Source organism: Planosporangium thailandense (assembly GCF_011947195.1).
GTDB lineage: Bacteria > Actinomycetota > Actinomycetes > Mycobacteriales > Micromonosporaceae > Planosporangium > Planosporangium thailandense.
Genome location: NZ_JAATVY010000009.1, coordinates 180354 through 203902, shown reverse-complemented (window position 1 = coordinate 203902; position 23549 = coordinate 180354). Strand labels below are relative to the sequence as shown.

Below are 23549 nucleotides of genomic sequence, written 5' to 3'. Positions count from 1 at the left end.
ACCGTGCTCGACGCCACCGCGAACGCCGGTGTGCCGCCGAGCGCGACGGCTCCCGCGGCGGACGCGGCGAGCAGCGTGTACAGCACGCGCGTGAGTGGTCGAGCCATGGCTTACCTCCGGTGCCTCGCGTACGGCTCCGGGCGGCCGTGCGCTCATTCGAGGCTGGGTGGGCACGGCAGCCGGCCGGATGCAGGCAGGATGCGGGACGGTTGCGGTGTGCCCGTGGTACCCGATTCGGGTGACAGCCGGGTCGCGTTCGGACAGGAACACCGGCCCGCGAATGAGCCTTGGCAGCAGGTGGGCGGTGCTGGTCGACCAATACACGTGTTCAGTCTTGCCGCCCTTGCGTCGCACGGGCGCGCGTCGGGCGTCCAGGTCTGGGTCTTCGATGGTCAACGCGAGCATCTCCGAGGTACGGGCGGCGGTTTCGTGAAACGTCCGCCACAGGGTCTTCTCGCAGAGTGGAATGTCGAGTCAGGTCAGCAGTCGCTCGATCGAGGCGAGCGTTGCGGTTGTCGCAGCACGGGACGGATAGGAACGTGTCGACGGCCGTGCGCACCGTTGGGGGTTGTGCCGGCCGCCGGAGGTGATGCACCGGAAAACCGGCGTGAGTCGCGTTCGGGGCGGTCGTAGTCACGTCGGCCAGCTACCAGCCATGTACCGGATAACACGCTCTTATCCGATACAGGATTTGTCAGGCGACGCCGATGCGTTGGGCGAAGTCGCGGATGCCCGGCAGGCCGCCGCGGGTGTCGGCGGACATGAGTGCCTGGGTCAGGTGCTGCGCCCAGGGCCGGTAGCGGACTTCCTGGGGAGTGTCGTGCTCAGCGGCGAGCAGGGCCTGGAAAGCACCAGCCGGCCGGCCGCGACCGTGCAGGGCCAGCGCGGTGTCTTCCCAGTAGCGGGCGCGGCGCTCGGCGGCGGTGATGCGGGTCGGGTCGACCCTGCGGGCGTAGTCGACGGCGGCGCCGTAGTCGCCGAGCACCCGAGCGACGCTGATCTTGTAGACGGCCAGGTCGAGCGGTTTGAACGGATTCGCACCCAGGTCGGCGCGGTGGACGGCGTCTTCGGCCTCGCCGAGTAGGGTCCAGGCGGTGTCACGGTGGGTTGCCGCGGTGTAGGCAGCGGCGGCGAGCAGCTGCCCGTACAGGGCGGTCTCGCGAGAGTCGGTCAGGCCGGTGTCGGCGTCGAGCTGGTAGGCGGCTTGCAGCACGAGGCGCTGCGCGCCGTCGTGGTGGCGGCCGCGGCGAAGCACGGTCGCGGCCAGTCGCGTCGCCTCGGCGGTGATTAGTGGGTCGCCGCTGGCGCGGGCGGCCTGCACTGCGCGGTCAGCTGTGGACCAGGCGATGCCGTCGTCGTGCAGTTTGATCAGCAGTTGGGTGGCCACGCAGTACGCCCGCGCCAGCCGCGCCGCGGCCGGCGCGACGTGGTCGGCCGGGGCGTGGTCGCGACTGGCGGTGGCGTGGGCGAGCAGCCGGGGTGCCTCCGCCGCTCACAGCATCCACGGCGGCGGCGGCGCGGCGGGCCAGCAGCGGCGACAGCCGCTGCTGCGCCTCGTCAGGCGTCGACCACGCCCAGCCACGCAACTCCTCGGCGGGCAGGCGGATCGCGTCGGTCGCCGCCCGGTTGAGCACGCCGCCGTCGTAGACGAACATGACGCCCTCGGTGCGCCCGGCGCACGGTGGCACCCAGTCGACGGCCAGCAGCCTGCCCAGCGTCAGCGTCAGGCCGAGCTCTTCCTTCAGCTCGCGCGTTACCGCTTCGTACGGCGACTCGTCGCCGTCGACGGCGCCGCCGGGCAACTCCCAGTAGTCCTTGTACGTGGGCTCGACCAGCAGGATCCGACCGTCGTGGTCGCGCAGCAGGGCGGCCGACCCCATCCGCTTGCGCGGCAGCGTCGCGGTGTAGTCACCAGCGGGAGTTGTCACCCACCGGAGGCTACGCCGGCCCGGCGCGCCCCGCGTCGCGTCAGCCGCGGATCGGCAGGTCCACCATCACGGTCGCGCCCGGCTGGCCGGCCTGGATGGACAGTTCCCCGCCGTGCCGGGCCGCGATGGCGCGGGCGAGCATCACGGCCAGCGCGGCGGTCCGGCTCTCGCCGTCGGCGTCCGGATGGGGTAGCCGGGTCGACAGTAGACGCTCCGTGGTGGCGGCGTCGGCGGCCGAGGTCTCCACGGTCAGCCGCCACCGGGTGTCCAGAGGTTGGGCGCGGACGACCACCTCGGCGCCGGCGGCGCTGCCCGCCACGAGTACGCCGACGGCGGTTTCGACCAGTTGGGACAGCAGCGCCGCGTCGCCGGTCAGGCGGGGACCGTCGGGCAGCTCGAGGCGCAGCTCCACGGACCGGGTGTCGGGTGCGCCGGCCGTGCCGCCGCGCAGTGCCGCGACGGCGTCGCGCACGAGCGCCGGTACGTCGATCGGGTCGTCGTCGATGGCCAGTTCGCGGGACTCCAGCTTCGCCAGCAGGATCAGGTCGGCGACCAGGGCTTGCATGCGATCGGCGTTGCGCCGGATGGCGACGGTCGCCGCGGTCCGCTCGTCCCCGGACAGCGCCGTGCCGTCCTCCAGCAGCGGCGCGAAGGTGTTGATCGAGGCGAGCGGGGTGCGCAGTTCGTGGGAGATGACGCCGATGAACTCGGTCTTCAGCGCCGACAGTTCGGCGAGCATCCTGGCCCGCTCTTCCAGCCCCCGGCGGATCTGGGCCTGTGCGGTGATGTCGCGGAAGATCCACAGGAACCCGAGGTGGGAGCCGTCCAGCATGACGGGGACGAAGTCGCGTTCGAGCACCCGACCGTCGATCAGGGGAATCTCCTCGCCGCGCAGGGGCCGGGCGTGGCGGATGGCGGCTTCCGTACGCCGCTCGACGTCGCCCGCGTCCAGGTAGAGGCGCGCCAGTGGCGAGCCGCTGGCTCCCGCGGCGGCGCCGCGCAGCCGTTCCGGCCTGATGCCCAGGGAGAACAGTTCGACGAACGCTCCGTTGGCGAGGACGACGCGGCGGTGCTCGTCCTCGACCAGGACCGCGACGTTGAGCGATTCGATGATGCGCATGAGGCCGTCGGGGTCCATGGCCGGTACGGTGCCCGGCCGCGCGGGCGGGCCGGCAGGGGAGCCGGTTGAGCCGGCTGAATCGGCGGCTCCGGGGGCGGGCTCGGCGGCCGACGCCCCGATCGGGGGGCCTTCATTCCCCGACGCGCACGCCACCAACCCGAACCTCCCGCACAATTCTGACATCTCGTACTAATCTCAAACATTAGCGTACAACTATTGACGCAGCGTTTGATGGCGAGTACCCAGAGTAATGGTGTTGATCGATCGCGTAAAGCGGCGGTCGGCGAGCCGGTGAGGAGGACCGTGCGTGGCTATACGGGCGATCGCGTGGCGGGAGTGGAGCTGACCCCGCCCGCCGTGCGTGCCCTGGTTGCCCGGGCGGAGCGCGCCAACAGCCTGGTCGAGGTCCAACGACTGGTCAACGACCTGCGCGCGCTGCTTCCCGGCGTACGCGACGCGGTCCTGGAGCCCACGACCGGAGCCCACGCCGCCGGGATCCCGGTCGGACCGGCGCGGTGGCGGCTCGCGCTGCGGTTCCGTGCCACCGACGACTTCGCCTACGCCGAAGCGCTGCCGGCCGCCGAGAAGATCGCGGAGGCCGCCGACCGCTGCCTTAGGCAGGCCTGCCCGGCGCTGCCGGCCGACCGGGCCATGCCGGTCGACCCGCTCGGGCGGTCGCTGCTCGCCGCCGACCGGGCCATCGTGGTGCTGGTCGACGCGCCGGCCGGCTGGGTCGCCCTGTCCGACGAGTTCACGCAGGTGCTCGGGTACGACCGGCAGTGCCCGCCGCCGATCTCCCCGTTGGAGCTGGTGCACCCTGACGACCAGGCCGTCGCCGTGGCGTCGATCCTCGACGCGTACGCCGGACGGCCCACGGACGGGCCGTTCGACCTGCGGGTGCGCACCGCGAGCGGCGAGTGGCGCACCCTCGAGGTGACGGTCCGGCCGCTCCTCGACGACCCCCAGGTCGGCGCCGTGGCGTACCTCGGCGTCGACGTCACCGCGCAGCGGGCGACCGAGCGGGTGCTGCGCGACGAACTGGCGCGGCTGCGGGCGAGCACGTCGAACAGCGGGCCGGCCCCGGCGGCTGGAAGGCTGACCGCCGCGCCCGAGAACTCGTTCGTGCCCACCGTCGCCCACGAGCTGCGCGGGCCGCTGTCCGCCGTGGTCGCGTTCGCGCACCTGCTCGGCGACCCCGGCAGCGGCAACCTCACCGAGGAACAGCGCACCTACCTCGACGTGATCGACCGCAACGCCAACCGGCTGCTGCGCCTCATCGAGGAGCTGCTGACCCTGTCCCGGCTTCAGGCGGGCACGCTGCCGCTGACGATGGCCGCGGTACGCGTACCCGAGATGCTCGAAGCGGTCGTGTCCGAACGCCGGCTCGCGGCCGAAGCCGCCGAGATCCACCTGACGCTCGACGCCGTCGACGGTCCCGAGCTGACGTGCGACGAGGCCCGGGTACACCAGGTGCTCGGCAACGTACTGGCCAACGCGCTCGCGTTCACCCCCTCCGGTGGGCGGATCGACGTCGTCGCCCGCCCGCTACCGGACGGGTGGCGGATGGCGGTCTCCGACACCGGCATCGGGATTCCGGCGGAGGAGCAGCCGAAGCTGTTCAGCCCGTTCTTCCGCGCCTCGAACGTCGGGGCCGCCGCGTGGGCGGGCACCTCGGGAGCTGGACTCGGCCTGGTGATCAGCCAGGCCATCGTCGAACTTCACGGCGGCGTCATCGACGTCGTCAGTACAGAAGGCGTCGGTACGACCGTGACTGTGTCACTGCCGGCGCGTCCTCGCATCAAGGACGGAGGGGGAGGATGAGTCGACTTCTGGTGGTGGAAGACGACCCGGACATCGCGCTGGCGCTGCGCCTGCTGCTCACCCGGGCCGGACACCAGGTCGCCCATGCCAAGGACGGGAGGGCCGGTCTGCGCGACGCGTACACCGAGCGCCCGGAACTGGTCATTCTTGACATCGGACTGCCCGGCATGGATGGCTGGCAGGTGCTCGAGCGGCTGCGCGACGTCAGTGACGTGCCCGTTCTGCTGCTGACCGCGCACGGTCAGGAGTCGGACAAGGTACGCGGCCTGCGTGGCGGCGCCGACGACTACCTCACCAAGCCGTTCACGAACGCGGAGCTGGTGGCCAGGGTGGAGGCGCTGCTGCGGCGGGCCGCCGGGGCCGCGTCGTGGGCCGACGAGGTCTACGACGACGGGGTGCTGCGCATCGACCCGGCCGCGCGGCGCACGTACGTCGACGGCGAGGAGGTCCGGCTCACGCCGACCGAGTTCCGCCTGCTCAACGTGCTCGTACGGCATGTCGGCGCGGTCCTGTCGCCCAACCAGCTGCTGGCTCAGGCCTGGGACGACCCGACGGGTATCGGGCCGGAGCGGGTGAAGTTCGCGGTCCTGCGGCTGCGGCGCAAGCTCGGCTGGACCGACCCGGAGGCCTCGCCGATCGAGTCGGTGCGCGGCTTCGGGTACCGGTACCGGCGGCCGGCCATGGAGCGGGCCGCCGAGTAGACCGCCCGGAATCGGGGCCGTCTACGGACGCAACGACAGCGCAATTGAGCCGTCCACGGATGCAACGACAGCGCCAATCGGGCCGTTGCGTCCGCAACGGCAGTACAACCGAGTAGCACCGGCGCCGCCGTCTCCCCGGTCGCACCATGGGGGGACGGCGCGCGGCCGTACCTTGCGGGTGCGCGCCTGGCTCGACCAGATCCGCGCTCGCCGACGCGTGCCCACCAGGTGCTCGCCGGCACTGACCCGAAGGCAGCCAGCATGCTCGACCTCACCGTGGACGGCCACGTACACACCGCGTTCGCCGCGGGCCGCGACAGTGTCAGCATCCTCGTGGCCGCTGCCGAGCAGATCGGCCTGACCGAAGTGGTCTTCTGCGACGAGGCCGGCCCGGAGACCCGCTGGCTGCCGTCGTACCTCGCGTCGATCCAGCGCGCCCGGCGCCGTACCGAAGTGGTGCTGCGCGCCGGCATCGAGGTCGAGGCGATCGGTACCGACGGCTGGCTGGCCTTCCCGGCCGACCTCGGCGGGCTCGACATGGTGTCCGTCGCCGTGGGCGCGCTGCCCATGTCGTCCGGCCTCGCCGGACCCGAAGCCGTCCGCGGCCTGCTCGACGCGGGCGCCCTGGCCCCCGCCGATGTCGTCGAGATGCTGGTGACCGTCTCCTCCCGCGCCATCGAGCGGGTCAGCCGGTACGCGCCGACGCGGCTCGCCCGGCCGCTGGCGTTCCTGCAGCGGGCCGGACTCGGCGACACGGACCTCGACAGCGCGGCGCTCGGCGAGCTGACCGCGATGTGCCGCCGTACCAACACCCAGGTCGAGATCAGCGAGCGGCACCAGGCGCCGTCGAAGCGGCTGGCCCGGCTGTTCGCGGCCGACGGCGTACGGCTGGTCGCCGCGAGCGACGCGCGCAGGGCCGACGAGGTGGGCCGGTGGCGGCACGTCGAGCAGGTGAGCGGCGACCTGGCCCCGGTCGGAGGCTGACGGGGTACCGGTCACGCGGCGCCCGGGGAGTGGACCGGGCGGCGGCAGTGGTAGACGGTGGCCGGTGGAAGGTTCGCCCACACCGTACGCTCCATCACGACCTCCTCGAACCGCGCGCACAGGGCGCGCCGTAGACGGCGGGCGGTCGGCGTCCACAGCGCGTGTACGTACGCGAAGGTGCTGAACACCCCGGCCGGGGCGAGCGCCGCCGCGATCGCGTCCAGCGTGCGCTGCTGGCGGGCCGGTGGGAAAAGCGCCCACGGAAGTCCACTGACCACGACATCGGCCGTCCGACAGCCCCGGTCGGCGAGGACACCGCCGATCGCCGCGGCGTCGCCGATCACGACGTCGACCGCCGGGCGACGGCGGACCAGCCGATCGGCGAAGCGGCGGTTGACCTCGATCGCGATGTGCCGCCCGCGGCCGGCCAGCCGCTGTTGAATACGGTCGGTGAAAACGCCGGTGCCCGGTCCGAGCTCCACCACGACGGGATCCCCGCGCAAGGGGACCGGCGCGACGATCCGAGTGGCGAGGAACTCGCTGCTGGGCGCGATCGCACCGACGGTGAGCGGGTGGCGCGCCAGCTCGGACAGGAAATCCTTCGCGACATCGATCACGATCGCGACGTTACGGATCGTGCCCGATGCCGGTCATCGTGCGGGAAGCCGCACCACCGGCCGGTGGGAGGAGGCCGGCCGGCCAGTGGACGGACCCCCGCGGTGGCCCGCGCTTCGTATCGTTGCGGCGTGCGCAGTCACCGGATCCGCGGGTTGCGGCTCGACGTGGCCATCGGTGTGGTCGCGGCCGGCTACGGGATCACGGACATGGTCGTCGGCGTGCGGACCGACCAGCATGTCGCGCGGGTGGTGCTGGTCGGTGCCGCGGCAGTGGCCCTCGGCTTCGTGCGCCACGCGCCGTTCCGGGTGCTCCTGGCGGAGTGCGCGCTCGCAGCCGCCGCCGAACTGTCGGTGCCGCCCGCGGCCAACCTTCCCGCGCTGTCCGTCACCGTCGCGCTGGGGGTCGTGGCGTACCGGCACCGGTGGTCGTCGACGGTGGCCGCGTGGCTCCTGGTGTACGCGCTGAGCCTGGTCAACATCGCCAGGACGACCAGCGCCATGTTGCTGACCGGGTCGCAGGGCGTGGTGCGGATCGTCGTGATCGGCGTGTTCCTCGCCGCTCCGGTGGCGTTCGGCCGCTACCTGCGTGGGGTGCGGCAGGCCGCCCGGGTGGCCGAGGAGCGGGCCCGCGACGCCGAGCGGCGCCGGGTGGCCGAGACCCGCGCGGCGCGGCTGGCGGAGCGCGCCCACCTCGCCCGCGACCTGCACGACATCGTCGCGCACCACGTCTCGGCGATCGCCGTCCACGCCGGGACGGCGCAGTTCGCCGCCGCCCACGCCGACAGTGAGGCGCGCGGCCGCGACGAGGCGGTGCGGGCGCTGGAGGGGATCCGCCACACCGCCGGCCAGGCCCTCGCCGAACTGCACGAACTGCTGCGGGCCCTGCGCGAGTCGGAGGCCCCGGACGACCGGGGGAGTAACGGGAACGGTGCCGGCCTGACCGTGGAGCCCGAGGCGATGATCGTCGACGCGGTGGAGCGCGGCCGGGTGTCCGGGCTGGACATCGACGCGCGGATCGACGACCGCTGCGCGCAGGCGCCGCTGGCGGTACGCGTGACGGCGGCGCGCGTGGTACAGGAGGCGCTGACCAACGCGCTGAAGCACGCCGGCCCGGGCGCGACGGTACGGACCTGGGTCGGTGTGGACGACCAGGCGCTGCGGGTCGAGGTGGCCGACTCGGGACCGGTGGGGGACCGCCCCCCGCTTCCGGCGTCCGGGTACGGGCTGACCGGAATGCGGGAGCGCGCCGCGGTGCTCGGCGGTGCGCTCACCGCCGGCCCCACCGGCGCCGGCGGGTGGCGGCTGAGCATGTGGCTACCCCTGCGGGTGGACGCGTGATCCGGGTCCTCGTCGTCGACGACCAGGCGCTGGTCCGCGCCGGGGTCACCGCGCTGCTGCGGGCGGCCGGGCACGAGGTCGTCGGTGAGGCGGCCGACGGGCACGAGGCGGTGCGCCTCGCCGAGCGGCTGCGCCCCGACGTCGTCCTCATGGACATCCGGATGCCCCGCGTGGACGGTGTCGAGGCGACGCGGCGCATCGTGACCGCGCTCCCCGCGACGCGCGTGGTCATGCTGACGACGTTCGACGACGACGCCGAGGTGTACGGCGCGCTGCAGGCGGGGGCGGTCGGGTACCTCGTCAAGGACGGCGAGCCGACCGCCATGCTGGAGGCGGTGGCGCGCGCCGGGCAGGGGGAGCCGTTGCTCGCCCCACGGGTGCTCGCCCGCATCGTCGGCCGGGCGCTGCAGGCGCACGAGCAGAGTACGGCCGGCCACCCGGCAGCGCCGGCGACGCTCAGCGCGCTGACCACCCGGGAGCGGCAGGTGTTGGCGCTGGTCGGGGCGGGCCTGTCCAACGCCGAGATCGGGCGCGCCCTGCACCTCGGAGTGACCACGGTCAAGACCCACGTGTCGGCCGCGATGGTCAAGCTGGGACTGCGCAACCGGGTCCAGGCGGCGGTCGCCGCCCACCGGCTCGGCCTGGTCGACGACGACTTCCGGGTCCGTCATGATCCTGAAGAGTTCGCGGGGCCATAGGCCCACAAAGTCTTCAGGATCACGGCTTGTTCTGCGGCCACTCGCAGGAGCGGATCGGGCCGGCGGCAGGAGGTCCGCGCGGCCGCCGACAGCGACGGTGAAAGACGTGGCCCGCCGGGCCGCCTACGCACCGTCCGCATCGGAGTCGCCGCCATGCACACGCTCATCAGCAGGATCGCCGAGCTTCCGCCCGGCTGGGTGTACCTGATCGCCGCCCTGCTACTGGCCGCCGAGGTCGGCCTCCTGTGTGGACTGTTCGTGCCGGCCGCCTCGATCATGCTCACCGTCGGCGCGTTGGCGCACGCCGGGCGCCTCTCCCTGTGGCTCGCGCTCGTCACCACCACGGCCGGTGCGCTGGCCGGCGACTCCCTCGGGTACTGGGAAGGGCGCCTGTGGGGGCGCCGCCTGCGGGAGGGGTGGCTGGCCCGCCGGGTCGGCACGCAGCGGTGGCGCCGGGCGGAGGCGATGATCCGGCAGGGTGGTGGGACCGCCGTCACGGCCGGCAGGTGGGTCGCGTTCGTCCGGACTCTGGTACCGCGCCTGGCGTGCGCCGCCGGAGTCGGCTATGCGCGGTTCCTGTTCTTCAACGCCGTCGGCGTGGCCGTCTGGGTGCCCGGCACCGTCCTGGCCGGGTACCTCGCCGGGGCGTCCTACCGCCAGGTGATCGGCACGGTGGGCCCGGTCGGTACGCTCGCCGCCGTTGCCATGGCCGTGGGCCTGGTGCTCCTCGCCCGATGGCGGGCCCGCCGGAGAGCGTACGACCGCCGCGCGCGAACCCCTCACGAAACGGGTTCGCCGGCCGATGCCGTGGACGTGACCAGCGACTCGCCGCGGCCCTTCCTCGCGGCCGCTCTCATCGTGCGGGACGAGCGGGACAACCTTCCCGACTGTCTCGCATCCCTCGCCGGTGTCGTCGATGAGATCCACGTCCTCGACACCGGCTCGATCGACGGCACCCCGGAGCTCGCGGCCGAGCTCGGGGCCACGGTCGCGCACGCGACGTGGAACGACGACTTCGCCGCCGCCCGCAACGCCGCCGTGGAGGGTTGGTCGGCCGAGTGGGTACTGGCGATCGACGCGGACAACCGGCTGGTGGCCGACCGGGACGCCCTGGTGGAGCTGCTGTCGCGTACCGACGCGGACGTCGTGCGGGTGGACATCGACAACCTGCATGACGAGGTGCCGTACACGCACCAGTCCGGCGCGCTCTACCGGCCCGACACCGCACAGTGGTCCGGACGGGTGCACGAGCAGTTGGTCGGCCGGACCGGGCCGGCCAGGGTCCGCGTCGCACCGCGTTCGACGATCCGGATGGCGCACCTGGGCTACGCGGAACCGGCCGTCCGAGCGGCGAAGTCGGTCCGCAACGCCGAGCTGGCACAGGCCCAGCTCGACGCGCTGGCCGCGGGGACCGCCACGGCGGAGCCCGCCGTGGTCGCGCGTACCCTGCTCGACCTGGGACGTAGCCTCGTCGGGGCCGGCCGGCGCCAGGCCGCCGTCGACACGTTCGAAACGGTGCGTGAGCTCTTTCCCGGTACGCCGGAATGGCTGCAGGCCACCGACTTCCTCGCCCGCCTGGTGCTCGCCGCCGGCCTCGACGAGGTCTGCCTGGCCCTGAGCGAGCAGTTGCGCGGCGCCGGAGCGCGGCCGGAGTACTGTGACTGGCTCGCCGCGCAGGCTCTCGCCCAGCTGGGTGAGATCGAACGCGCGTGGCACCTGCTGGCGGGGGTGTCAGAGGTGGTCGACACGGCCGGCCGCCGCTACGACCCCGCCGCCCTGCGTGAGCTGACGGACCTGGTGGCTCAGCTGCGACACGCCCAACCCGTCCATGGCGGAGCCGACGGCCCGGTGCGCTGACGGACGCCGCCGGCGGTGGGGGATCACCGCCGGCGGCGCCTATCTATGGGGGTGCCTACCCGTCGGGTAGTCGCACGTGGTCGCCCGAGGGTCAGACCTTGAACTTCAGCGCGCGGCGACGCACGGCGAGAACCGCGACGCCCGCGGCGACGAGGGCGAGTCCGAGCGCGACCACGCCCGCGACGGTCGTGCCCGTCGTGGGCAGCGAGCCGGACAGGCTGACCGGCGTCGGCGAGCCCGAACTCGGGTGGGCGCCCGGCTGGCTCGGCTGGCCCGGCTGGGTGCTCGGCCGGCTCGGCTGGGTGCTCGGCGAGGGCGTGGTGCCGCCGCCACTACCGCCGCCGTTGTTGCCACCTCCGTTGTTCCCGCCACCGCTGTTGCAGTCGTGGTCCTTGTCGTCGCCCTTGTTGCCGTTGTGGTCGGAGTCGCAGTCGTGGCCACCGCCGTTGGAGCCGCCACCGCTCGACGGTGGGGGCGACGCCTGGCCCGCTCCGCACGGCCCGACCCAGAACACCTTGTGCTTGCCGTTGCCCGGCGCGCCGATGATCTCGACCGTCAGCTTGACGTGGTAGCCCTGCTTCGGGTGCGGGGTGTAGGCGGCGAGCCCGAGGTCGCTCGCGGAGAAGGTGAAGACCTCGTCGGGGTCGGGCTTGCCACCGCCGGCCGGGTCCTTGCTGATCAGCACGTTGTTGCGGCGCAGCAGCTCCGTGCCCTTCCCGGTGGGCGGCTGCAGGGTGAAGATGATGTTGGCGTGCTGATCGTTGTCGAAGTTGAAGAACTTGACCGCGAAGTCGCAGCTGACGTGGGGATCGTTCCGGATGCTGTCGTCGACGGGTACATCGTCGATCTTGACCGTTCCGTTGGCGCCCTTCGGGTCACCGTGGGAATTGTTCATGGGGGTGTTGGACAGGTGGGTGCCGGCCGTCGCCCACGCGGGGGTGGCGAACGAGAGACAGGCAACTCCGACCGCGGTGGCGAGGATGCCGGAGCGGAGAAGGCGCATCGAGGGGTTCCTCCGGAGAAGCGGGAAACAACATCGATGTAGCGCCGTTGGGGCCGCTGGTGTGACACCCGTATATGATCAATTGTCCTATTAGTACTTTAGCTTCACCCGAACGGATGACGCGAAACCTCGCCCTTTGGCCATAATGGCACCGCCTCGGTGACCGTACGTGTCTGGAATAGAGGCGCATCGTCATCGTGTTGGGCGGCTTCCGGGGCGCGAAAAACAGCGGACCGCGCCGGGTGCGGCGCGGTCCGAGCTGGTTCGTGAAGGGCTGCGGTCAGGCGGCGTACACCCGCTCGCGTGGCAGCCGGACCGTCACGGTCGTGCCCTCGCCCGGCTCCGACCGCAGCTTCACCTCGCCGTCGTGGTTGGCGACGATGTTGCGCACGATCGTCAGGCCCAGACCGGTGCCCGGGATCGACGCCTCCACCGCGTTCGACGCGCGGAAGAACCGGGTGAACAGCTCCGCCTGCTCGTCGTGGGGGATGCCGATGCCGGTGTCGGAGACGGTCAGCACCACATGGTTGCCGTCCTCGCGGACCGACACCACCACCTCGCCGCCGGCCGGCGTGAACTTCACGGCGTTGGACAGCAGGTTGGTCAGTACCCGCTCGATCTGGTGCGGGTCCACGTCGGCGACCATCGACTTGGGCGGGCAGTGCGTGTACACGTTCACGTCGGGCGGCGCCGCGACGCTCCGTACAGCGTGGTCGACCAGCTCCGTGACGTCGGTCGATTCCCGGACGGTCCGGAGGGTGCCGGTCTCGATGCGCGACAGCGTGAGCAGGTCCTCGATCATGCCCCGCAGCCGGTTGGTGTTGCGCTCCACGATGGCCAGCATGTGCCGCTGGTCGTCGGTGAGCGGCCCGGAGGCGGTGTCGGCCAGCAGCTCCACGAACCCGCTGATGCTGGTCAGGGGCGTGCGCAGCTCGTGCGAGACGGTCGACAGGAAGATGTCCTTCGACCGGTCCAGGTCCCGCAGCTGGGCTTCGAGACGCTGCTCGCGCTCGTACAGGTGGCTCTGCTGCACCCAGCGCGACACGTCGCTGGCGACCTGTCCGGCCGCTTCGACCTCGGCCGGCAGCCAGGGGGCGTCGTCCGTGCGGCGAACCAGGGTGATCGCACCGTCGGGTACCGGCCCGGCGCCGAACGGAACGGTCAGCGCGCTGACCGCTCCGGCGGCCAGCAGTTCCTTGCGCTCGGAGTCGGGCGCGCCGTTGGGGTCGGTGCGCACGTCGCCGCTGCGCCATACGTCACCGCGCGCGTGCCGGTCGGCGAGCCAGGAGACGGGCTGTGCGCTCAAGGGGCGCGCACCGTCCCGGTCGCTGGCGCTCCACCAGGCCGTACGTTGCTCCTGGTGCTCGGCGCCGGCGAGCCGGACCACCGCGAGGTCGGCGCGGAACGCGGGCCCGAGGACGCGGGCGGCGGCGTCCAGCGCGGCGTCCACCGACACGTTCTCGCGGATCCGCAGCCCGGCCTCGCGCATCTTGCTCTGTGCCCGCGCCTCGGCGCGCGCCTGCGCCCGTGCCTGCGCTCGGGCATGCTTCTTCTCGTCCTTGAACATGCGCTTGACGCGCCGGGCGGTCCGCACCGCGACGATCAGTGCGGCCAGGATGCCCAGCCCAGCCGTGGCGATGAGCGTGCCGGCCGCGGTCAGCTCGGCCGTACGGGTGCGGGCCCGCAGCACGTCGCCGCGGTGGGTGAGCGTGCGGTCCAGGTGGGCGTTGCTCGACAGGAACAGGTCGAACGTCGGCCCGCCCTGGTGGGCGAAGCACACGTCCTCGTCGCTGCCCGGCTGCACCTGGCGCTGGCGTCCGGCGATCGCGAACCAGGCGTCGGCCCGTTCGAGCTCGACAGCGACCGCGGCCCGGTCCTCGGGCATCGTGGTCCGGCGCAGTTCCTGCGCCGCGAACTGGTACTCGCGCTTGTCGTCGCGGTACACGTCCTCGAAGGCCGGGTCGTTGTTGAGCAGGTAGTTGCAGATGCCGCGCTGCGATTCCATGAGTTCGAGGAACACGCGGGAGTTGGCCAGGCGTTCGGGCATGACCTGCCCGGTGAGCGCGTCGACCGACCGGTACTGCTGCCACGCCGCGAACGACGCGATCACGCCGGTGATGAGGAGAACCAGGATGACCATCGCGAAGGCCCGGTAGAGGCGGCGCGCGACGGAGGTGGCCTTGCTCATGACGTGTGCCTCCTCGTCGCCGTTACGCCCGGTTCCGGGCAGGTACGGCCGTGACCGTTACGGATAAGTCGGGTCGTAACGATCGGGAGCCGCCGTACCCGACCCGTCTGAGGGTGGGAGCGACGACATCGCGGAGGTCTGGCTCGTCATCTGCGACCAGGATCGCTGTCATGTCTCCCCCTGTCCCTGCCGAAGCTTCGCGGCTTACCGACAAGATAGTCCGTTTTTCCGCGTATTTGTCGGATCCTGTGGTGGTGCGCCGCGCAGCGGCGGCGCGAGCCGTGACGCCCTCGACCGTGGCCTACGTCATCTGCGGTCGGAGGAGATAACGCCTCGACCGGCGTCGGGATGCGGCACCTGTGGACAGCGTCGCTGACCGGGTACTCGATCGACGTTGGGCCGCACGACCGATGTCGCCCAGCATGATGGGCGGCGATGCGACGTGCGTCTACGTACGGAGACCGCGACCGGTCGCGGCTTCGGTGACTCCCGTTCGGGCGGCGCTTGCCTGTCGCCGGTACGGCCCGCTGGTGGGTCGCCGGACGCCGATCGTGTCGTGCGGGGTGAGGGGTGGCAGGCGCAACGTCGTGATCCGATCCGCTGTCGGGGGGTGGCGTCTGTCCGGGGCCAACGCTCGTGCCGGCTCGGCCCGGTCGGACCGCCTTACCCTCTGACGCGCCCGGTGCGCGCAGGGTGCCAGCGGGTTGCGAAACGGTTGCCGAACAGCCGGCGGCAGAGGGCGCGCGGGTCTCGTGTGCCGGGGGAGCGCCGGGTCGGGCGCGGGGGGATTGGAGGGCGCCGCCGAGCAGGGACTCAGGTCTCCTGCCCGGCGGCGCGGCCGATGGTCCGGGGGCGCCGTGCCGTTACGTCACGGCTGTCGTCGGGTGCGTGACGGCTGTCGTCGGCTACTCGATGGCTGTCGGAATGCGCCCTGCTCGGATTGCCCCTAGGGTGCGCTGGGGCCGGTGTGCCGGCGGGTGCCGCGCGGTTGCGAATTCGTTGCTCACTGCTGGCGGGCGCCGGGCAATTCACGAGCCGCAATGGCTGGAAACCCGGCAACCTGCCTGCGACTAAATGCCAACCGGTACGAACTTCCATTAAAAACCAGAATCCGTACCGTCTTATTCGTAACCGGCGAATACGGGTGGCTTCGCCGCCGCGGTACGAGTTGAGGAGTCGATGGAGATGGCCCAGTCCCTGATGGTTTCCGCGGCGTCGAGCGTGGCGGCAGGGTCGACCGAGCCGTGTGACCGCTGCGGAGCGGCCGCCAAGCTTGCCCTTGTCCTCGCCTCCGGCCGACAGCTCACGTTCTGCGGTCACCACGCCAACGGCTACACCGAGACGATTCTCGCCACGGCCGAGAGCGTTTTCCTCGAGCCCGGATTCGAATGGCGCGGCGCCCAGGTCGAATCCGACTACATCGGCGCACACCGGGCCGACGCCTACGCCTGGTAGACCTGACCCGCACGTAAGCCGCGTAAGCCTCCCGATGGCCACGACGTCACCACGACGTCGTGGCCATCGGCTTTTCTCCGGGGGCGCTTTCGCTACGTCGGGTTTCGCTACGTCGAGATTCGCTACGTCGAGTTTCGCGATGCCGTGTCGAGCAGGGGCAATATGAACTGGTGCGCTTTGTTGACCTCGCCGCCACGTCGGCCGCGCTGACGCAGACCCCGGGCCGCCGAGCCAAGATCGAACTTCTGGCCGACGCGCTGCGCCGGCTCGCCGTCGGCGCGGGCACGGCCGATCCGTACGCGACGATCCGAATCGCCGCCGGCGCGGCTTACCTGGCCGGCGAGCTGCGCCAACGCCAGACCGGTGTGGGCTGGGCCAGCCTGCGTGAGCTGCCCGCGCCCGCGCCCGCCGCCACCCTCACGGTCGACCAGGTCGACGCCGCGCTGCAGCGGATGTCCGAAACCAGCGGCCCCGGGTCCCAGGCCGAGCGCCGCCGCCTCCTCCACGAACTGTTCGCCGCCGCGACCGCCGACGAGCAGCGGGTACTCGTCGGCCTGCTCACCGGCGAGCTGCGCCAGGGCGCCCAGGCCGGCCTGCTCGTCGACGCCATCGCGAAGGCGGCCGACGTCGGGGTGGCGGAGGTCCGCCGGGCCCTGCTGCTGGCCGGTGACGTCAAGGCGGTCGCCGCCGCCGCGCTCACCGGCGGTCCGGGGGCGCTCGTGAAGTTCCACCTCGCCGTCGGGCGGCCGCTCGCGCCGATGCTCGCCCAGAGCGCGCCGTCGGTGGCCGACGCGCTCGCGGCCACCGGCTTTCCGGCCGCCGCCGACGCCAAGCTCGACGGGGTGCGCATCCAGGTGCACCGGGACGGCTCCGACGTCGCGGTCTTCAGCCGCAGCCTCGACGACCTCACCGCCCGCCTGCCCGGTGTCGTCGCCGCGGTACGCGCGCTGCCCGCCCGTACCCTCGTGCTCGACGGCGAGGCGATGGGGCTGGACGCGGCCGGCCGGCCGCTGCCGTTCCAGGAGATCTCGAGCCGGGCCGCGCGCCGCAAGCAGCCGGCCGAGCTGCGGCCGTTCTTCTTCGACCTGCTCCATCTCGACGGCGTCGACCTGATCGACGCGCCCGCCCGCGACCGGTGGTCGGCGCTCGCCACCGCCGTCCCCGCCGACCTGCTCGTGACCCGTACCGAGGTCAGCAGCGTCGCCGACGCGGAGCGGGCGTTCGCCGACGCGGTCGACGCGGGTCAGGAAGGGATCGTCGTGAAGTCGCTCGACGCGCCGTACGACGTGGGCCGCCGGGGCGCCGCCTGGGTCAAGGTCAAGCCGCGGCACACCCTCGACCTGGTCGTACTCGCCGCCGAGTGGGGCCACGGCCGGCGCCGCGGCTGGCTGTCCAACCTCCACCTGGGCGCCCGTGACCCTCGTACCGGCGGGTTCGTCATGCTCGGTAAGACGTTCAAGGGGCTCACCGACGAGATGCTGCGGTGGCAGACCGAGCGGCTCAAGGCCTTGGCCGTCTCGGAAGGGGAGTGGGTCGTCACCGTACGCCCGGAACTGGTCGTCGAGATCGCCTTCGACGGGGTGCAGACGTCACCGCGCTACCCGGGCGGCGTGGCGCTGCGCTTCGCCCGGGTACTGCGCTACCGCGAGGACAAGAGCGCCGCCGAGGCCGACACCATCGACGACGTACGGGCGATCCACGCCGGCCGGCTAACCGGCGGCGAGTAGGCCCGCCAGTTCGATCTCGGCGGGGTCGGTGACCACGGTCTCGTGGCGCACCCCGCCACCGGCCACCCGTACCCGGACGGCCCCGGGAGCCGTCTCCTTGACGAGCAGGAACAGCAGACTGATCACGGGCGCGGCGAAGGTGCCGACGATCGCGCAGAAGACCGCCCACATCGGCGTACGCACGATCCGCTCGTCCGTGACCTCGATGCTCGCGGCCGCCCTTGGGATCCGACCGGCCGGGGTCCGCAGCGCAGCGGCGGTCACCTCGATGTCGCCGATCCGGCCGAGGAGGTCACCGCTTCGCCGCGCCGGACGCCGCGCCACGGTGGCGCCGCCCGTCACCGGGCTCGACGCGCCGCCCGTCACCGGGGCCGGCGCGGCGGTCGACGCCGGCTCGTCGCCATCGACGTCGGTACTCATAACGGCACTGTAGATGCCGGGGTGGTATTTCCGCATATGACTACGCCGGCACCTCGACCGGGCGCTCGCCGGTCGCATCGCCGTGGGCCTCGCGGCGGGCGAGGTATCCGTACCCGAAGAGCGTCAGGATCGCGAACGCCCACCAGTTCACCACGTACCCCGCGTTCTGCCAGGCGTTCTCGTGCTCGCTGGGTATGGCCGTGAACCGGGCGTCGGCCGGCGGCGTCTGGTGGTCGAGCGTCACGTACCCGCCGTAGACCGGGTACGGCAGGCTCAACGTGGCGGGGGAGACGCGCCGCACCATGCCGTCGACGGGACGGTCCGCGCCGCTCTCGGGCCGGTGCAGCGGCCCGACGACGGTGACCTGGCCGGTCGGCGCCGCCGGGACCTGCGGCTTGTCCAGCGCGCCACCGGTGGTCGGGGGAGGCAGCCAGCCCCGGTCGACGAGCACCGCCGAGCCGTCGTCGAGCATCAGCGGGGTGAGCACCTCGAAGCCCACCTGGCCGTTGACGCTGCGGCCCCGGGCCAGGTGCTCGTGGGCGGGGTCGTAGTGCCCGGTCACCTGGATCCGCGTCCACTCCCTGGTGTTCGACGGCGGGGGACCGACCTGCCCGTGCGCACCGCCCGGCGCGGGCAGCACGCGCGTGATCGGCACGGCCGGACCGCTGCTGCCTGCGTCGATACGGGCGTTGATCGCCGAGCGCTCGTGATAGCGGTGCAGTTGCCAGTCGCCGAGGCCGACCATCACTGCGGCGAGGAGCAACGACAGCGCGGCCAGCCCCAGCCAGCGGGGGGTGGCGAGGAACCGGTACACGCCACAACGCTACCGGCTGCAAACGAGGTGCCGGTTGCCGTGACCCGGTATCGTCGGCGGACGGCGGCTGCGATCGATGCCTGCGGTTGTTCCTCGGGGCGGAGGGGTCTTGAGACGATGAGCGCCTCCTACTGGCCGGCGACGGTGACGCGGTTCCCGTCGCTGACGGTCGCTACCCCGCGGCTGCACGTGCGTCCGCTGGAGGTCGACGACGCCGCGGACGTCGCCGAGATCTTCGCCGACCGGCAGACCCGCCGCTGGCTGCCGTTCCCCACCGGGGACGGGCCGGTCGACGCGGTGTCCTGGTGCACCGACCTCGCCACGGCGGTCCGCGACGGCGGCGACGGCGACCATTACGGCGTGGTGCGGCGCGAAGACGATCGGGTCGTGGGCTGCCTGTGGCTCCGGCGTACCGACTGGACCGCCCGCTCGACCGAGGTGTCGTACGCGGTCGCGCCCGGCGCCCGCGGCTTCGGGGTGGCCGCGGAGGCGGTCGACGCGCTCGCGATCGCGTTGATCCTCGAGCACGACTTCCAGCGGGTCGAGCTGCGGGTGGCGCCCGGCAACGTGGCGTCGCGCCGGGTGGCGGAGAAGGCCGGCTTCACGTACGAAGGGCTGCTGCGCAACGCCGGGCACGTGGCCGGCGGGCGGGTCGACGTCGAGATCTGGTCGCTGGTCGCGGCCGACCTGCGTTAGCCCCGCCGGCCGTACGCGATGGTCGGGTCCGGCGCGGTGAAGCCGCGTACGGCGGTGCCGGCCAGACCGTCGCGCAGCGTCTGCGCCGCCGACCGGATCGGGGCGGCGCGATGGGCGGCGCCCAGCGCGACCCGGGGACCGTCCGGGGCGGCGACGAAGCTCGCCACGGTCAGCGCCGGCGAGAACCCGACGAACCACGCGGTCCGGTCGTCGTCGGTGGTACCGGTCCCGCCCGCGACCGGGCGCCGGACCGTCCGGTACACCGACGGGGCGGTCGACCGGGTTCCGCAGACGCCGGCGGTCGCCGCGCCGTAGCCGGTGACGCAGCGGGCGGCGTCGACCGCGGCGCGCGCCACCTGCGGCCGTACGGCCTGGCGGCACCGGGGCGCGGCGACGTCGACAGGTGTGACGCCGGACGTCATGACCGGGGCGCCGTCGGGGTCGGTGACGCTCGCGACGGGGAGCGGGTCGCAGTACACGCCGTCGGCGGCGATCGTGGCGTACGCCCCGGCCAGCTCCAGCGGGGTGGCGCTCGCGACGCCGCCGGTGCGCGGGGTCAGGCCGAGCCGCGTGGCCACGGCCGCCGCCGCGTCGGCGCCGATCTGCTGCTCGAGCTGGGCGAAGTACGTGTCGACGGATTCGCCGAACGCCGACCACATCGTCTGCCGTCCGGTGCGTGGCGCGGAGATCGACGTGGTGAGCGGCAGGTTCCGGTCGAGCGCGGCGAGCATCGTGAACAGCGTGCCGGTGGTGCCCGCCGGCCGGCTCGGCAGGGCCGTGCCACCCGGGGACGGGCCGGCCGGGCCCGGGTACGGCCGGTTGACGGCGATCGCGCGCACCCGGCCGGTGCCGGGCTCGATCGCGACGAGCCCGTGGGCGACCGGGCTGCCGGCCGGCTCGTCGGCGACGACGTGCCGGTACGCGCCGGCCTGAAGCGCGGCGTCGAGCGACGTGACGATCCGGTACCCGCCGCGGCGCAGCCGGCTCAGCCGCTCCTCGGGGCTCGATCCGAACGCCGGCTGCCCCATCCACCAGGCGGTGAACAGGTCGCAGAAGTAGCCGTAGCCGGGGTCGGTGGTCGCCGCGCAGTCGTCGGGCGGTTCGGACAGGCGGAGCGTGACCGGCTCCGACCTGGCCCGGTCGGCGGCTGCCCGGGTGATGTCGTGCAGGGCGACCATCCGGTCGAGGACCCGGTCGCGCCGCTCGGCCGCGGCGGCCGGGTCGCCGGCCGGGTCGTGCGCCGACGGTTCCCGGATCAGCCCGGCCAGCAGAGCCGCCTCGCCGACGGTGAGATCGGCGGGGCGCTTGGAGAAGTACACGCCGGCGGCGGCGGCGATCCCGTACGCCTGGTGGCCGAAGTACGCGATGTTGAGGTAGCGCTCCAGGATCTGCGCCCTGGTCAGCTTCCGCTCGACGGTTTCCGCGAGCTGCGTCTCGCGCAGTTCGCGGGCGGCGGTCGGCTCGCTGGCGGCCTCGAGCTCCTGCGGCGTGCGGGCCGCGTCCAGCAGGACGTCGCGGACGTACTGCCGGGTCAGCGTCGAGGCGCCCCGCGCGGGCTGGTCCGACCGGGCATCGGCGACGACCGCCTGCGCGAGCGCGGGTGCGACGCGGTCGAGCGGGGTGTACCCGTGGCCGTGGTCGGAGAACTGGCCGACCAGGGTGGTGCCGTCGGCCGCGTACAGCCGGCTGGGCTGCGGCGGCGGCACCTCGGGCAGCTGCTGGGCCTGGATGTCGACCTCGTTGATGCTGGCGCTGACGGTGAGCCCCACCATCGCCGCGAAGGGGTACGACAGCACGGCCACGGCGACGCACATGATCAGGCCGGTCGGTACGAGGCCGACGACCCGTCCGACCAGGCGGCCGCGGTGCCGCTGGGTCCGCTCCACCAGGACAAGATAGGACAAATTAGCTAGTTTGTGGCGTATTCATGGCCGCCACCACCCGGATTCGTGGCCACACCGCCGGCCGGGCAAGATGCTCAGCATGGTCCCGCCGCGTCCGCCCGCACCCGCCGGCACCGCAGCCGCGGACCTGCGTTTCCACGGCGACCGCGAGGTGGCCGACGGGCTGGTCGACCTGGCGGTGAACGTACGGGCCGATCCCATGCCCGACTGGCTGGCGGAGCCCATCGCCGCGGCGCTGGCCGACCTGGCCCGCTACCCCGACCCGGGCCCGGCCCGTGCGGCCGTCGCCGCCCGGCACGGGCGGCCACCCGCGGAGGTACTGCTGACCGCCGGGGCCGCGCAGGCGTTCAGCCTGCTCGCCCACGCGCTCCGGCCGGTCCGGCCGGTCGTGGTGCATCCGCAGTTCACCGAGCCGGAAGCCGCGTTGCGGGCCGCCGACCACGCCGTGGACCGGGTGGTCCTCGACCCGGACTTCGGGCTCGACCCCTCGCTCGTGGCTGACGACGCCGACCTGGTCGTCCTCGGCAACCCCACCAACCCCACATCGGTACTGCACGACCGGGAGACCGTCGCCGCGCTGGCCCGCCCCGGCCGGGTCCTGGTCGTCGACGAGGCGTTCGCCGACACCGTGCCCGGCGAGCCGCAGTCGCTGGCGCACCGCCGCGACCTGCCCGGGCTCGTCGTGATCCGCAGTTTCACCAAGACCTGGGGACTCGCCGGCCTGCGGGTGGGGTACCTGCTGGCCGACGCCGCGCTGGTCGACCGGCTGGACGCCGTCGCGCCGCTGTGGCCGGTATCCACGCCGGCCCTGGCCGCGGCCGTCGCGTGCGCCTCGCCGACCGCCGTCGCCGCGGAGCGGGCCATCGCGCACCGGCTCGCCGCCGACCGGGCGCACCTGCTGGACCGCCTCGCCTCGCTGTCCGGCGTGCGGGTCGCCGGTACCCCCGCCAGTTCGTTCGTGCTCATCGAGGTGGCTGACGGGCCGGGCGTGCGCGACCGGCTGCGCGAGCGCGGGTACGCGGTGCGCCGCTGTGACACGTTCCCCGGCCTGGGGCCGGACTGGCTGCGCCTGGCCGTCCGCGACACCGCCACCACTGATGCCTTTGTGGCCGTCCTGGCCGACGTGTTGAAGGGGACTTCCTCGTGACCGAACTGCTCGACCGCACGATCGCGGCCATCGCGCCGGCCGACGTCGCGGCGGCGCAGGCCGCCCGCGACCTGCACCTGCGGCTGACCAAGCCGCCCGGCTCGCTGGGCGCGCTGGAAGAGCTGTCCGCCCGCCTCGCCGGCCTGGCGGGCACCTGCCCGCCGCCGCAGCCCACCCCCGGCGCGGTCGCCGTGTTCGCCGGGGACCACGGCGTGCACGCACAGGGCGTCACCCCGTGGCCGCAGGAGGTCACCGCCCAGATGGTGGCGAACTTTCTGGCCGGTGGCGCCGTGGTCAACGCGTTCGCGCGGCAGGGCGGCGCGAGCGTCACCGTCGTCGACGTGGGCGTCGGGTGCGACCTGGCGCCGGCCGACGGGCTGCTGATCCGCAAGGTCCGCGCCGGCACCCGGGACTTCACGGGTGGGCCGGCGCTGACCCGCGACGAGGCGCGGCAGGCGCTCACGGTCGGCGTCGACGTCGCCAACCAGTTGATCGACGAAGGCGCGAAGACCCTGCTGACCGGCGACATGGGCATCGCCAACACCACGCCCGCCGCCGCGTTGATCTCGGTGTTCACCGGCGCCGACCCGGCGGAGGTCACCGGCCGGGGCACCGGGATCGACGATCTCACCCATGCGCACAAGGTGACCGTGGTCCGGCAGGCGCTGTCGCGGCACCAGGTCTCGGCCGACGACCCGATCGGCGCGCTCGCGGCCGTGGGCGGCCTGGAGCACGCGGCGATCGCCGGGTACGTCCTGGGCGCGGCGGCCCGGCGGGTGCCGGTACTGCTCGACGGGGTCATCGCCGCCTCGGCGGCGCTCGTGGCGGCGGCACTGGCCCCCGCCGCGGTGGCCGCGATGGTGGCCGGGCACCGGTCGGCGGAGCCGGGCGCTACGGTGGCGCTGGCCCACCTCGGCCTGCACCCGCTGGTCGACCTGGGGCTACGCCTCGGCGAGGGGACCGGCGCGTTGCTCGCGCTGCCGATCGTGGCCTGCGCGGTCCGGGTGCTCCACGAGGTGGCGACGTTCGATGCGGCCGGCGTCAGCGAGAAGTAACCCGGGGATCTTGGACACTTGTGAGACCTATAGGTCGCACAAGTGTCCAAGATCGTCGAAAGCAGGGGAGGGGAGA

At 73.0% G+C, this 23549-nt stretch carries 20 protein-coding genes; 11 read left to right on the top strand and 9 right to left on the bottom strand.

The features are described 5' to 3' along the window. Positions 1 to 694: 694 nt before the first annotated feature. Genes HC031_RS15620 through HC031_RS15610 form a run of 3 tightly spaced genes read right to left on the bottom strand, consistent with a single transcriptional unit; the run spans position 695 to position 3066 of the window. Positions 695 to 1387 carry a hypothetical protein gene (locus tag HC031_RS15620; RefSeq protein ID WP_167926015.1) on the bottom strand — a complete coding sequence of 231 codons (693 nt, stop codon included), beginning with the start codon at positions 1385 to 1387 and terminating at the stop codon, positions 695 to 697. After that, positions 1329 to 1928, bottom strand: coding sequence for an NUDIX domain-containing protein (locus HC031_RS15615; RefSeq protein WP_338090676.1), 600 nt, complete (start codon positions 1926 to 1928; stop codon positions 1329 to 1331). Before HC031_RS15615 ends, HC031_RS15620 begins: the two co-directional genes overlap by 59 nt. A gap of 40 nt (positions 1929 to 1968) precedes the next feature. Further along, positions 1969 to 3066: a sensor histidine kinase gene (locus HC031_RS15610; RefSeq protein WP_167926014.1), complete on the bottom strand. Its 1098-nt coding sequence runs from the start codon at positions 3064 to 3066 to the stop codon at positions 1969 to 1971. A 285-nt stretch (positions 3067 to 3351) separates the two neighbouring features. Here HC031_RS15610 and HC031_RS15605 point away from each other — a divergent pair, with 285 nt between their 5' ends. The 3 genes from HC031_RS15605 to HC031_RS15595 all read left to right on the top strand — a co-directional run bounded on the left by HC031_RS15605 (position 3352) and on the right by HC031_RS15595 (position 6554). After that, positions 3352 to 4869, top strand: coding sequence for an ATP-binding protein (locus HC031_RS15605; protein WP_167926013.1), 1518 nt, complete (start codon positions 3352 to 3354; stop codon positions 4867 to 4869). Beyond that, positions 4866 to 5570, top strand: coding sequence for a response regulator transcription factor (locus HC031_RS15600; RefSeq protein WP_167926012.1), 705 nt, complete (start codon positions 4866 to 4868; stop codon positions 5568 to 5570). Before HC031_RS15605 ends, HC031_RS15600 begins: the two co-directional genes overlap by 4 nt. A 261-nt stretch (positions 5571 to 5831) precedes the next feature. Beyond that, entirely contained in the window at positions 5832 to 6554 is a 723-nt protein-coding gene (locus HC031_RS15595) for a hydrolase (protein ID WP_167926011.1), read from the top strand. 11 nt (positions 6555 to 6565) lie between these two features. Here the strand turns inward: HC031_RS15595 and HC031_RS15590 are convergent, their stop codons facing one another. Next, positions 6566 to 7171, bottom strand: a complete 606-nt coding sequence (locus tag HC031_RS15590; RefSeq protein WP_338090675.1) for a class I SAM-dependent methyltransferase — start codon at positions 7169 to 7171, stop codon at positions 6566 to 6568. Positions 7172 to 7300: 129 nt separating this feature from the next. Here HC031_RS15590 and HC031_RS33150 point away from each other — a divergent pair, with 129 nt between their 5' ends. From HC031_RS33150 to HC031_RS15575, 3 genes are all read left to right on the top strand, one after another. After that, positions 7301 to 8509, top strand: coding sequence for a histidine kinase (locus HC031_RS33150; protein ID WP_167926010.1), 1209 nt, complete (start codon positions 7301 to 7303; stop codon positions 8507 to 8509). Continuing rightward, entirely contained in the window at positions 8506 to 9207 is a 702-nt protein-coding gene (locus HC031_RS15580) for a response regulator (protein WP_167926009.1), read from the top strand. The genes HC031_RS33150 and HC031_RS15580 overlap by 4 nt, the downstream gene beginning before the upstream one ends. A 153-nt stretch (positions 9208 to 9360) precedes the next feature. After that, a complete protein-coding gene (locus HC031_RS15575) occupies positions 9361 to 11064 on the top strand; it encodes a VTT domain-containing protein (RefSeq protein ID WP_167926008.1) in 1704 nt (567 codons plus the stop codon). Between the two features lie 91 nt (positions 11065 to 11155). Here HC031_RS15575 and HC031_RS15570 read toward each other — a convergent pair whose 3' ends face one another. Both HC031_RS15570 and HC031_RS15565 read right to left on the bottom strand, forming a co-directional pair. Further along, positions 11156 to 12067: an LPXTG cell wall anchor domain-containing protein gene (locus HC031_RS15570; RefSeq protein WP_167926007.1), complete on the bottom strand. Its 912-nt coding sequence runs from the start codon at positions 12065 to 12067 to the stop codon at positions 11156 to 11158. A 280-nt stretch (positions 12068 to 12347) separates the two neighbouring features. After that, complete coding sequence (locus tag HC031_RS15565) at positions 12348 to 14255, bottom strand: sensor histidine kinase (protein ID WP_167926006.1); 1908 nt, start codon at positions 14253 to 14255, stop codon at positions 12348 to 12350. 1185 nt (positions 14256 to 15440) lie between these two features. Between HC031_RS15565 and HC031_RS15560 the strand changes: the two genes are divergently transcribed. Next, positions 15441 to 15710, top strand: coding sequence for a DUF7455 domain-containing protein (locus HC031_RS15560; RefSeq protein ID WP_240942534.1), 270 nt, complete (start codon positions 15441 to 15443; stop codon positions 15708 to 15710). A gap of 170 nt (positions 15711 to 15880) precedes the next feature. Then, a complete protein-coding gene (locus HC031_RS15555) occupies positions 15881 to 17437 on the top strand; it encodes an ATP-dependent DNA ligase (protein ID WP_167926005.1) in 1557 nt (518 codons plus the stop codon). On the opposite strand, the gene HC031_RS15550 is transcribed toward HC031_RS15555, so the two are convergent. After that, complete coding sequence (locus HC031_RS15550; protein WP_167926004.1) at positions 17420 to 17857, bottom strand: hypothetical protein; 438 nt, start codon at positions 17855 to 17857, stop codon at positions 17420 to 17422. The genes HC031_RS15555 and HC031_RS15550 overlap by 18 nt on opposite strands. Before the next feature lie 40 nt (positions 17858 to 17897). After that, on the bottom strand, positions 17898 to 18671 hold the full coding sequence (locus HC031_RS15545) for an SURF1 family cytochrome oxidase biogenesis protein (protein ID WP_338090674.1): 774 nt from the start codon (positions 18669 to 18671) through the stop codon (positions 17898 to 17900). A gap of 117 nt (positions 18672 to 18788) precedes the next feature. Here HC031_RS15545 and HC031_RS15540 point away from each other — a divergent pair, with 117 nt between their 5' ends. Continuing rightward, positions 18789 to 19367 carry a GNAT family N-acetyltransferase gene (locus HC031_RS15540; RefSeq protein WP_167926003.1) on the top strand — a complete coding sequence of 193 codons (579 nt, stop codon included), beginning with the start codon at positions 18789 to 18791 and terminating at the stop codon, positions 19365 to 19367. Here the strand turns inward: HC031_RS15540 and HC031_RS15535 are convergent. Further along, positions 19364 to 21271: a transglycosylase domain-containing protein gene (locus HC031_RS15535; protein WP_240942533.1), complete on the bottom strand. Its 1908-nt coding sequence runs from the start codon at positions 21269 to 21271 to the stop codon at positions 19364 to 19366. The two genes, HC031_RS15540 and HC031_RS15535, sit on opposite strands and share 4 nt — an antisense overlap. A 79-nt stretch (positions 21272 to 21350) precedes the next feature. Here HC031_RS15535 and cobC point away from each other — a divergent pair, with 79 nt between their 5' ends. Beyond that, on the top strand, positions 21351 to 22418 hold the full coding sequence (gene cobC, locus HC031_RS15530; RefSeq protein WP_240942532.1) for an Rv2231c family histidinol phosphate aminotransferase CobC: 1068 nt from the start codon (positions 21351 to 21353) through the stop codon (positions 22416 to 22418). A 5-nt stretch (positions 22419 to 22423) separates the two neighbouring features. Further along, positions 22424 to 23473, top strand: coding sequence for a nicotinate-nucleotide--dimethylbenzimidazole phosphoribosyltransferase (gene cobT, locus HC031_RS15525; RefSeq protein WP_167926040.1), 1050 nt, complete (start codon positions 22424 to 22426; stop codon positions 23471 to 23473). The last annotated feature ends 76 nt before the right edge of the window (positions 23474 to 23549 follow it).